Consider the following 11917-nt stretch of genomic DNA (forward strand, 5'->3'; position numbering starts at 1 on the left):
CTTCACCCCAATAATTCTTTTTCAAAACTAACTGCACTTAAAGCATATAGAGGCGCAGTTTCTGCCCGTAAAATGCGTGGGCCTAAACCAACAAGTGTACTATGCTCTTGGAATAACGACACTTCTTTATCTGATAGTCCACCTTCAGGCCCAAATATCATTAAAACACGATCTTGTGCTTCAAATTGTTTTAAAATATGTTTAAAATGACTTAAATCTCCATGCTTCGCTTGCTCTTCGTATGCAATTAGAACGTAGTCATAATGATTTATCATATCATAAATTGCTTTTAAATTCGACTTAAAATAGATATTGGGAATAGTTAATCTATAACTTTGTTCGGCTGCTTCTTTAATAATCTTTTGCCATCTATCTATTTTTTTAGCTACTTTAGATTCATTTAATTTTACGACTGAGCGATCCATTCCCACGGCGATAAACTCGCTTGCACCCATTTCAGTAGCTTTCTGGATCATCCATTCATATTTATCTGCTTTAATCAAACCGCTACAAATAGTAATATGTTGAGGTAATTCAGTATTAATATCTTGTTTTTCATCTAATCGTAGTTCGATATTATTGTCGTTGATAGAGATAATTTCGCATTTATACACCTTTTTATCTGAAAAGGTAATAATGATATGATTACCTTCTTTATAACGCATTACATGAGTAATGTGATGTACATCATCCCTATCTTCAATAAAAAAACGCTGATTTTCATCAGCGTTTTGATTAATAAAATACCTTTGCAAATTAATCACTCACTTTCTGACCAACTATACATACCCAACCGTTGTCATGTTCAACAGAAATGATATTAAAGCCAACACGCTTCATTTGAGATTCTATTTCTTCATATTTTTCTTCTATAATACCAGAAGTTATGAAATAACCTTCTTCAACTAAAGTATTATAAGCATCTTCAATCATTTCTTCAATAATGTGAGCAAGAATATTTGCTATAACAATGTTAAATTTTTTTTCTTCATCTTGTAATAAATTACCTGGAACTGCTTCAATTGCGTTTTCACAGTGATTCTTCTTGAAATTTTCTTTTGCAACATTTACAGCCATTTCATCAATATCTAATGCTTTAATTCGTTTTACACCAATTAAATGACTTGCGATACTCAATATTCCAGAGCCTGTTCCAACATCTATCACAGAATCTGTAGGCTTGACATATTTTTCAATGGCTTTCAGACACATGCTTGTCGTAGGATGATCTCCAGTACCAAACGCCATGCCTGGATCTAGTTCAATACATAATTCATTATTACTTTCTTTTTCATATGTTTCCCAACTTGGAACTATTGTAAATCGTTCTGAAGCTTTAAAAGGATGAAAATAGTTTTTCCATTCATTAGCCCAATCTACTTCAGCGATTTCTTTTTCCGAAAACGTAACTATATTTTTATCTAATTCTGGAAGATTCAGAACTGCGTTTTTAATATTAGTTCTAAGCATGTCATCAAAGGTAAGTTCATTGAAATACGCTTTTAATCTGACGCCTTGATCAGGATAGTCGTCAGGGTTTAATTCATAAATTTCTCCAAATTTATCAGCAGGTTGGTCCACTAAATCTTTGGAGTCTTCTATCACAACGCCATTAGATCCATGACTTTCAAGTATGTCTGTTACATCATATTCTACTTCGTGATTGACTACAATTGAGAGTTCCGTCCAATTCATTACTTATTCTCCTTTGAAGAATCGTTTTGCTCTATCTTTAAAATTTGATGGCTGTTCATTCACTTCTTCACCATTAATTTCAGCAAATTCTTTCATGATTTCTTTTTGTCTGTCATTCATTTTAGTTGGAGTAACTACTTTAATATTTACAAATAAGTCACCATGACCATAGCCATGAACGTTTTTAATACCTTTATCTTTAAGACGGAATTGTTTACCTGTTTGTGTTCCTGCAGGGATTGTAAGAACAACATTACTTTTTAATGTAGGTATTTTGATTTCGTCGCCTAAAGCAGCTTGAGGGAAACTTACGTTTAAATTATAGTATATGTCGTCTCCATCACGTTCAAACGTATCAGAAGGTTGAACTCTAAACACAACATATAAATCACCATGAGGACCACCGTTAATTCCAGGTGAACCTTCTCCGGCTAATCGAATTTGTTGTTCTGTATCCACACCTTCAGGTACAGTTACTTCTAATTTAACTGTTTTATTTTCAGTTCCTTTACCATGACATGTAGGACATGGTTCTTCAAATTCTTGTCCACTACCTTCACATTTAGGACAAACTTGTTCTGTGCGCACTCTACCTAGGATAGTATTTTGTTCCACAGATACGTGTCCTGCGCCGTTACAGTAACTACAAGTTTTCTTGCTTGTACCTGGTTTAGCACCTTCACCATCACATGTATGACATGTAACGTCTTTACGTATAGATATTTCTTTTTTAGTACCAAACACGGCCTCTTCGAACGTAACGGTCATAGTATATTGTAAATCATCACCTTTACGAGGTGCATTTGGATCTCTTTGTCTTGAACCACCACCGAAGAATGAACTGAAGATATCTTCGAATCCACCTCCGCTAAATCCGCCAAAGTCTGCACCGCCGAAGCCTTGACTGCCAAATCCACCTTGAGGGCCTTCGTGACCAAATTGGTCATAGTTTGCACGTTTATTATCATCACTTAAGACTTCATAAGCTTCGGAGATCTCTTTAAATTTTTCATCTGCGCCTTCTTCTTTATTGATGTCAGGATGATATTTTTTGGATAATTTACGGTAAGCTTTTTTGATTTCGTCCTTAGAAGCGCTTTTACTTACGCCTAAGACCTCATAATAGTCTCTTTTGGCCACAACTATCTCTCCTTTTATACGTTTAACAAGATTAGTTTATCTAATTCACTCTAACTATCCAAATAAAAAGCCAAAGCCAATGTTCAATTGACTTTGACTTTTTTGGCTTAGTTATGAATTAAATTCATTTACTAACTCATCTCAGAATTATTTTTTATCTTCGTCGTCTTTAACTTCTTTGAAATCAGCGTCTTCTACAGTGCTATCTTGAGAACCTTGTTCTCCTTGAGCCTGTTGTTGTGCTTGTTGAGCTTGCTCGTATACTTTAGCTGATAACTCTTGAACAACTTTTTCAAGTTCTTCTTTTTTAGATTTGATGTCTTCAATATCTTCGCCTTCAAGCGCAGATTTAAGTGCATCTTTTTTCTCTTCAGCATTTTTCTTATCATCTTCGCCAATATTGTCGCCTAAATCGCTGATAGTTTTTTCAACTTGGAATACTAAGCTATCAGCTTCATTGCGTAAGTCAACTTCTTCACGACGTTTTTTATCTGCTTCAGCATTTTCTTCAGCGTCTTTCACCATACGGTCGATTTCTTCATCAGATAAAGCTGAGCTTGATTGGATAGTGATATTTTGTTCTTTGTTTGTACCTAAATCTTTAGCGGTTACATTAACAATACCGTTTTTATCGATATCGAATGTTACTTCGATTTGAGGTACACCACGTGGAGCTGGTGGAATATCAGTTAATTGGAAACGACCTAATGTTTTGTTGTCAGATGCCATTGGACGTTCACCTTGTAATACGTGAATATCAACTGCTGGTTGATTATCTGCAGCTGTTGAATAAACTTGTGATTTAGATGTTGGAATAGTAGTATTACGTTCGATTAACGTATTCATACGTCCACCCATAATTTCGATACCAAGTGATAATGGTGTAACGTCTAATAATACTACGTCTTTAACATCACCAGTGATAACGCCACCTTGGATAGCTGCACCCATTGCTACTACTTCATCTGGGTTCACACCTTTATGAGGATCTTTTCCTACTTCTTTTTTAACTGCTTCTTGTACAGCTGGAATACGAGTTGAACCACCAACGAGGATTACTTCATCGATTTCTGAAGTTGATAGACCAGCATCTTTTAATGCTTGACGAGTTGGTTCCATTGTTTTTCTGATTAATGAATCTGCTAATTCTTCAAATTTAGAACGGCTTAGGCTCATTTCTAAGTGTAATGGACCACTTTCACCAGCTGAGATGAATGGTAGTGAAATTTGAGTTTGAGATACGCCAGATAAATCTTTTTTAGCTTTTTCAGCAGCATCTTTTAATCTTTGTAATGCCATTTTGTCTTGAGATAAATCTACGCCATTTTCTTTTTTGAATTCAGAAACTAAATAGTCAATGATAACTTGGTCAAAGTCGTCACCACCAAGTTTGTTATCTCCTGCAGTAGATAGTACTTCGAATACGCCATCGCCTAATTCAAGGATAGATACGTCAAAAGTACCGCCACCTAAGTCGAATACAAGAACTTTTTGATCTTTATCAGTTTTGTCTAAACCATAAGCTAATGCAGCAGCTGTTGGTTCATTAATAATACGTTCCACTTCTAAACCTGCAATTTTACCAGCATCTTTAGTAGCTTGACGTTCAGCGTCGTTAAAGTAAGCTGGCACTGTGATAACTGCTTTATCTACAGTATCACCTAAATAGCTTTCTGCAGTACTTTTTAAGTTTTGTAAAATCATAGCTGAGATTTCTTGAGGTGTATATGATTTACCTTCGATATCTACTTTATAATCTGTACCCATATGACGTTTAATAGATTGAACAGTGTTAGGATTTGTAATTGCTTGACGTTTAGCAACTTCACCTACTTGAGTTTCTCCATTTTTAAACGCAACTACTGAAGGAGTTGTACGTGCACCTTCTGGATTTTGAATTACTTTTGGTTCGTCGCCTTCTAATACAGCAACACAAGAGTTTGTAGTACCTAAGTCGATTCCGATTACTTTACTCATAATAAAATTCCTCCAATTTAATATGTTTTAAATTTACAATGTTTTTTCAATCAACTTATTGATTTACTTTAACCATTGATGGTCTTAATACACGATCCTTAAGTTTATATCCTTTTTGTAATTCTTGAGTGACTTCACCTGATTTGAAATCAGGATTATCATCTTGAACCACTGCTTGATGTAAATTAGGATCAAATTCTTGCCCTTCGGCTTGAATTTCTTCAAGACCATTATCTTTTAAAGCTCTTAGTAAACTTTCGTGTACCATTTGCACACCTTTTTGAAGTGATTTAAAAGATTCATCATCACCTTCAATTTGAAGTGCGCGTTCAATATTATCTATTGACGGAAGAATATCAGTTAAAACACCTTGAGCTTGATAAGTTTTATTAATTTGATTTTCATTTTGAATTCGACGCTTATAATTTTCGAATTCAGCATATAATCTTAAATATTTTTCTTCATTATCATTTGCTAATTTTTCTAATTCTTGAATTTTTTCATCTTTAGGATCAACATCTTCTTGTTGCTCTGTTTCTTCAGAATCATCTTTCAATTGATTATCTTTAACTTCATTCTTATCAGTGTGATCTACTGATTCTTCGTTATTTTCAAAAGTTTGATTATCTTCGCTTTCTTTTGAATTAACTTCTTCCTCAGTTTGATTCACTGTATGATCTTTTTCTGTCATTGTCTGACCTCCAATACAATTCTCATTACTACCATATTTGGTTAAGTAATTGAATTACATTTTGATAATGCATAGCAGTTGGTCCTATGACCGCAATTTGACCTTTTAGTGACTCGTCAAAATGATACTGACTTGTCACGATAGAAATATCACTTAAACTTTCATCAATTTCTTTGCCAATACGAACATTGATTTGAGATGTTGATATTTCATCTAATAATTCAGTGATTCGATTTGATTCGATATATTGAAGAATTGGTTGTATAGATGACACGTTTGTTTCATTCAACGCATCAATAAGTTTAACCTTTCCTCCCATATAAATGCTATTACTTTGATTATTAATATGTTGTTCCATCAAATCAATCATTTCGCTTACTAACTTTTTCTCTTCATCTGAATTTACAACCATATGAATATCACGAGATAAATTTTTATGATTCTCATTAAAATGTGTAGTCAAAAAGTTAGCTATTTTATTTAAGTTAAGACGATTCAGTTCTACATGAGTTACAACATGAATGTTCTCAACATGACCTGATGAAAATACCATAATTAAAATAACCAAATGATTGTTAGCTTGAATCAAATGAATATTACTAATAATATCTTGATTGTGATTTGGACGTACAACCAACGTTGCATATTGAGATTGCATTGATAATTCATTTGCAAAATAAGTCAATGCGGTAGAAATATCATAATGATTCTCAATCAATAACTGATTTAAACGTTGAATTTTGTTTTGATTTTGATGAGATGTTTGTTCTAATAAACGATTGACATAATATCTAAAACCTAATTCGGATGGTGTCCTACCTGAAGAGGTATGTGTCTTCTCAATGAAGTTCATATCTTCAAGTTGTTTCATTTCATTTCTAATGGTAGCAGGACTAACATCTAAATTATGTCGATGAATTAAAGTTTTAGAACCAATCGGTTGTCCAAAATCAACATAATCTTCAACAATTGCATTAAGGATGCTTAATTGTCTTTTTGTAATCATGTTTTCACCTCATTAGCACTCTTTTATCTCAAGTGCTAATTATAATTTATCAAAAAGGTCAAAGTAAGTCAATGTTAAAGCATTAAAATATCGAAATTTTTAGAGGTTAAGTAAAAATGCCTCGAAAACCTCATTACCAATCACTTTACCACGTTCAGTTAATGAAATGTTTTGTTGTTGTATTTGTAATAGATTTCTTCCTAATAAATTTTCAATTGTTTGACCAAAAACACTTTCAATCGGTAATCCGAATTTGTATTTAAATCTCTCAGTATTAACGCCTTGGTTCATTCTTAAACCAAGAAACATTTCTTCTTCCATTTTTTCTTCAAAAGTTGGTTCTGTTTGAGTAAGTATAGGTTGTTCATTTTTACTAATAGCATCAATATAATGACGAACAGGATTTAAGTTGGTATATCTTACCCCGTCTACGTAACCACTTGCACCTGCACCAAATCCATAATATTCCTCATTTAGCCAATAAACTTTATTATGTGTAGATTCGTGCCCTGCTTTTCCAAAATTAGAAATCTCGTACTGCTTTAGATTTGATTGTTCTAATCTTTGCATTAAATATTGGTACATTTCAGCACCTAAATCTTCATTTGGAAGTTTGAGATGTCCCTTTCTATACATATTATAAAATTGAGTTTTAGGTTCTAGTATAAGCCCATAACTAGATATATGATCAATATCCATCTTTAGAGCTAATTCCAAACTTTGTTTGAAATCATCCAAAGTTTGTTGTGGTAGATGATACATCAAATCAAGACTAATTGATTCAATTCCAACTTTGCGTGCATTTTCAACAGCTTCGTATATGTCTTCTTTTTTATGAGTTCTGCCAAGTATTTCTAATAATTCTGGTTTAAATGTTTGCACACCCATTGAAATTCTATTGACGCCATACCTTTTTAAGAGTGCTACCTTTTCATAAGTTAACTCATCTGGATTAGCTTCAAATGAATATTCGCCACTTATAGTAAACGTATTATTAATCGCTTTAAGTAATTTTTCAAGTTGCGTTAAATTTAAAGCAGTAGGCGTTCCTCCTCCAACATACATCGTTTGAAGTTGTCTATTATTATTAACCTGCATTTCTTTAATAAGAGCATCTAAGTATTCATCTACTGGCTGTTTATCTATAAAATACTTATTGAAATCACAATAAGTACAAATTCGTACGCAGAAAGGAATATGAATATATGCGCTTGTAACTGTCAAAATTCTCCCCCCCAATAATGAACATAAAAAAGAGCGGAAGCGAAATCTTGTAGTTAAAATGATTTCATCGCTCCGCTTCGGTAAGGATGATTGTTGCTGAACTAGTGGATAAAAGAAAAATTGGATTTATTCGATTATCTCATATTTAGGCATTTTCGATACGTTTTTAAAGGCTGAGACTCATGTGTTTATGTCTCAACCTTTGAATTAAAGTTTTATTCATCATCCATTTTAAGCACTGCTAAGAAAGCATCTTGAGGAATTTCAACATTACCTACAGCTTTCATTTTAGCTTTACCGGCTTTTTGTTTTTCTAGTAATTTACGTTTACGGCTAATATCGCCACCATAACATTTTGATAAGACATTTTTACCCATCGATTTAATATTTGTACGAGCAATAATTTTTTGACCGATGGCTGCTTGCACTGGTACTTCGAATTGCTGTCTTGGGATAAGTGTTTTTAATTTTTCTACGAGTGCTTTACCTCTTTCATAAGCAAAGTCTCTATGAACTATGAAACTTAACGCATCAACTTTATCACCATTAAGTAGAATATCCATCTTAACTAAGTTACTTTCTTTATTCTCAATGAATTCATAATCGAAAGAAGCATATCCTTTAGTATTAGATTTTAGTTGATCAAAGAAATCAAATACGACTTCTGATAATGGAATTTCATACACAATATTTACTCGTATATCATCCAGATAGTCCATATTCACAAATTGACCACGTTTACGTTGACATAATTCCATAACAGCACCGACGTAATCATTAGGAACCATCATTGTAGCTCTAACGAAAGGTTCGTAAATATGTTCGATTTTATCTCTTTCAGGCATTTGGGCTGGATTATCTACAGTAACTTCTGAGCCGTCTTTTAAAATACATTGGTAAATTACTGATGGTGCAGTCGCAATTAATTCAATTCCAAATTCTCTTTCAATTCTTTCTTGAATAATTTCCATGTGTAACATACCTAAGAATCCAGTTCTATAGCCAAAACCAAGAGCTTGTGAAGATTCAGGTTCGAATTCTAATGACGCATCATTGAGTTGAAGTTTTTCCAATGCTTCTCTTAAATCATTATAATCTTTATTATCTATTGGGAATAATCCGCAATAAACCATTGGATTCATCTTTTTATAGCCTTTAAGTGGCTTGTCAGCTGGTCGATGAGCTAATGTGATTGTATCACCAACACGTGAATCATCTACATTTTTAATGCTGGCGATAATATAACCAACATCACCTACTGTTAATTCTTCAACAGGTAACTGTTTAGGTGTATTGATACCCACTTCAGTTACTTCGAATTCCTTACCAGTCGCCATCATTTTAATTTTATCTCCAGCTTTGACTACACCATCTATAATTCTGATAGAAGATATAACGCCTCTATATGGATCATACTCTGAATCAAATATGAGGGCTTTTAATGGTGCTTCTGGATCTCCATCTGGAGCTGGTACGACTTCGACTATTTTTTCTAATATATCTTCAATACCAATATTTGATTTGGCACTAGCTAAAACAACATCGTCTTGATCTAAGCCGATAACATCTTCTAATTCTTGTTTTACTCTTTCAGGTTCTGCTGCTGGTAAATCAATTTTATTCACCACAGGTAATAATTCTAAATCATTATCTAAAGCTAAATAAACATTAGCTAAGGTTTGTGCTTCGATTCCTTGAGCCGCATCGACGACAAGAATTGCACCTTCACATGCTGCCAAAGAACGTGACACTTCATATGTAAAATCTACATGTCCTGGTGTATCAATAAGATGGAAAGTATAAGTTTGACCATCTTTAGCGTCGTATTTTAAACGAACAGCATTCAATTTAATTGTTATTCCACGTTCTCTCTCTAAATCCATAGAATCAAGTAATTGATCTTGCATTTCGCGTGTTTCGACTGATTTAGTATTTTCCAAGATTCTATCAGCTAATGTCGATTTCCCGTGGTCAATATGTGCGATGATAGAGAAATTTCTTATATTTTCTCTTCTATTATAGCGTTCTTGCTTATCCATCTTATCCTTCTCACTTTCATAAAAATAACCCGATTTATGTATACATCTTTGATATGATAACGTTTTTAAAGTTTAAATGCAAACGAACTTAAAGAAAGTTATTGAGGTTGAGACATTCATAACATTTTCATTATTCCTAAGAAAACTTCATTCTATGTCATTACAATGGTTTCTATCCAGAATAAACCCCTTTATTCCAGTATCATTTAAGTTCTAACAATTTTAATTATATAGAGTTAATGGTCACTTTCCAATAGTTAAAGACTTTAAACTATATTCACAATACTGATAAATAAATGATTGCACAAAGATTAGACATTTGATAAAATATTTCTTGTTGTAATCAAATAAATTTTGATAAGTTAAGTTCACTTTTAGGAGGTGACAGAAATGCCAAACATTAAATCTGCAGTTAAACGTGTGAGAACAACTGAAACAGCTGAAGCACGTAATATCTCTAAAAAGAATGCTATGCGTACAGCAGTTAAACGCGCGAAAACAGCTATCTCAACTGATGCTGAAAACAAAAATGAATTATTAAATTTTGCGATTAAACAAGTTGATAAAGCTGCTCAAAGCAACTTAATCCACTCAAACAAAGCTGATCGTATTAAATCAAAACTTATGACAGCTAATAAATAATTCTACTTATTAAAAAGATCAAGCGGTGAGCTTGATCTTTTTTATTTTAAAGAGATAAGATAAATAGTTCTAAAATAAGCTGTTTATCCATATATGAAGATTTTAATTTATAATCAGTTTCTGCACATGAATCAATAATATTTAATAAATCATTTAATTGATAATTCCGAGCTTGATTTAAAGCTAATTTCACCCTATAAGGATGCGCATTAACTGTTTTAGCTATTTGTTGACCGCTGTAGCCCTTTTGACCTAATATTTTACATTGATAATACAATCTATAGTTACTTGTTATTAATGCTAAAAGTTTAATAGGCTCTTCTTTCATTGTGATTAAATCATTCACTAACCGTACTGCTTTATTTTTTCTGCCTTTTTGAATAAATTCAGTTAATAAAAACACATTTTGTTCTAAGCTTCTATTGATAATTTGATTGACATCATCTTTATTTATTGTAGGTCTATCCCCTAAGAAAAGCATTAATTTTTCAAGTTCTTGAGAGACAATATTAAAATTAATGCCTGTGAGCTCAATAAAAAGATTTAATGCATCTTGTTTTATATCTTTATAATTCTCATTTAATTTGCGCTGAATCCATTTTTTTATTTCTTCTTCAGACATCTGTTCTACTTTTTTTAATTGAGCATATTTTTTAAGCGATTTCGTTAGCTTTTTACGTTCATCTAATTTATTTTGATAAACTTCAAAGATAATTAAGTTTTCGCCATCATACTTTTCAATAAACTCTATGAGTTGTTCAGCACTATGATTGAGTTCTTTAGTTACTTTTTCGCCAGTAAACACATAGGCATTTTTTACTACAATAGCCTTTTTATCTGAGAAAAAGGGCATCGTTAATGTTTCTTCAATGATAGGCGTCAAGTCGTTTTCATACATATTAAATTTCACAAAGTTGAAATCATCTTTGTCTTGTCCAAGATATTGATTGACTATTTCAGAACTTTTCTTCTCAACAAGTTCAGGCACTTCACCGTATATAGCCACAATATTATCGCTCATAAGTACACCCTTCCTCTATTTCTCATACCTGTAAATTATATCATTTTATTGCGTTACTTCTCTAGCATTAGTTGATTGACGTTGATATATACGTTGAATCTTCGTTTTTATGTCATCTAAATTAATACTTAGTTCCCCATTATCCTGTGTATCATAAACTTCGCTTCCATTCTCTTTTAAACGAGATATAACATCATCATTGGGAAGATGATATTTATTATGCTTGCCACTTGAAATTAAACTTATTTTGGGTTGTATGTTTTTAACAAATTCTTCAGAACTGCTTGTTCTACTACCGTGATGTCCTACTTTTAATATATCTATTTTTGGCAATTTGTAATTTTGTAAAAGAATTGATTCATTGTTCTTAGTCGCATCCCCCATTAATAGAATATTTTTATTACGGTATTGGATGAGTGTGATAATGGATTGTTCATTTTTATCTGAACTGGCGGGTATAAATGTATTGAAAAATTTTAATT

General features: G+C 32.6%; 11 protein-coding genes. 1 reads left to right on the forward strand and 10 read right to left on the reverse strand.

From position 1 onward, the window contains the following. Nucleotides 1–2 precede the first annotated feature (2 nt). From CD155_RS06235 to lepA, 8 genes are all read right to left on the reverse strand, one after another. A complete protein-coding gene (locus CD155_RS06235; RefSeq protein ID WP_172605820.1) occupies nt 3–755 on the reverse strand; it encodes a 16S rRNA (uracil(1498)-N(3))-methyltransferase in 753 nt (250 codons plus the stop codon). A 1-nt stretch (nt 756) separates the two neighbouring features. Continuing rightward, nucleotides 757–1695, reverse strand: a complete 939-nt coding sequence (gene prmA, locus CD155_RS06240) for a 50S ribosomal protein L11 methyltransferase (RefSeq protein ID WP_103212824.1) — start codon at nt 1693–1695, stop codon at nt 757–759. Between the two features lie 3 nt (nt 1696–1698). After that, nucleotides 1699–2835, reverse strand: a complete 1137-nt coding sequence (gene dnaJ / locus CD155_RS06245) for a molecular chaperone DnaJ (protein ID WP_070831065.1) — start codon at nt 2833–2835, stop codon at nt 1699–1701. Between the two features lie 147 nt (nt 2836–2982). Beyond that, nucleotides 2983–4812: a molecular chaperone DnaK gene (gene dnaK / locus CD155_RS06250; RefSeq protein WP_002443161.1), complete on the reverse strand. Its 1830-nt coding sequence runs from the start codon at nt 4810–4812 to the stop codon at nt 2983–2985. A gap of 55 nt (nt 4813–4867) precedes the next feature. Continuing rightward, the gene (gene grpE, locus CD155_RS06255; protein ID WP_103212825.1) at nt 4868–5503 is read right to left on the reverse strand and encodes a nucleotide exchange factor GrpE; all 636 of its coding nucleotides are present in this window, start codon (nt 5501–5503) and stop codon (nt 4868–4870) included. A 28-nt stretch (nt 5504–5531) separates the two neighbouring features. Further along, the gene (gene hrcA, locus CD155_RS06260) at nt 5532–6509 is read right to left on the reverse strand and encodes a heat-inducible transcriptional repressor HrcA (RefSeq protein ID WP_103212826.1); all 978 of its coding nucleotides are present in this window, start codon (nt 6507–6509) and stop codon (nt 5532–5534) included. Between the two features lie 99 nt (nt 6510–6608). After that, nucleotides 6609–7733 (reverse strand): radical SAM family heme chaperone HemW, encoded by a 1125-nt coding sequence (gene hemW, locus CD155_RS06265; protein ID WP_103212827.1) that lies wholly within the window; start codon nt 7731–7733, stop codon nt 6609–6611. A 215-nt stretch (nt 7734–7948) separates the two neighbouring features. Next, nucleotides 7949–9772, reverse strand: a complete 1824-nt coding sequence (gene lepA, locus CD155_RS06270) for a translation elongation factor 4 (protein ID WP_070831056.1) — start codon at nt 9770–9772, stop codon at nt 7949–7951. A 390-nt stretch (nt 9773–10162) separates the two neighbouring features. On the opposite strand from lepA, the gene rpsT reads away from it, so the two are divergent. Beyond that, complete coding sequence (gene rpsT / locus CD155_RS06275; RefSeq protein WP_002443172.1) at nt 10163–10414, forward strand: 30S ribosomal protein S20; 252 nt, start codon at nt 10163–10165, stop codon at nt 10412–10414. Nucleotides 10415–10460: 46 nt separating this feature from the next. Here rpsT and holA read toward each other — a convergent pair whose 3' ends face one another. Beyond that, nucleotides 10461–11435 carry a DNA polymerase III subunit delta gene (gene holA, locus CD155_RS06280; RefSeq protein WP_103212828.1) on the reverse strand — a complete coding sequence of 325 codons (975 nt, stop codon included), beginning with the start codon at nt 11433–11435 and terminating at the stop codon, nt 10461–10463. Between the two features lie 45 nt (nt 11436–11480). Then, the coding region (locus tag CD155_RS06285; RefSeq protein WP_373364703.1) for a ComEC/Rec2 family competence protein at nt 11481–11917 on the reverse strand (437 nt) is incomplete at its 5' end.

The organism is Staphylococcus caprae, assembly GCF_002902725.1.
Lineage (GTDB): Bacteria > Bacillota > Bacilli > Staphylococcales > Staphylococcaceae > Staphylococcus > Staphylococcus caprae.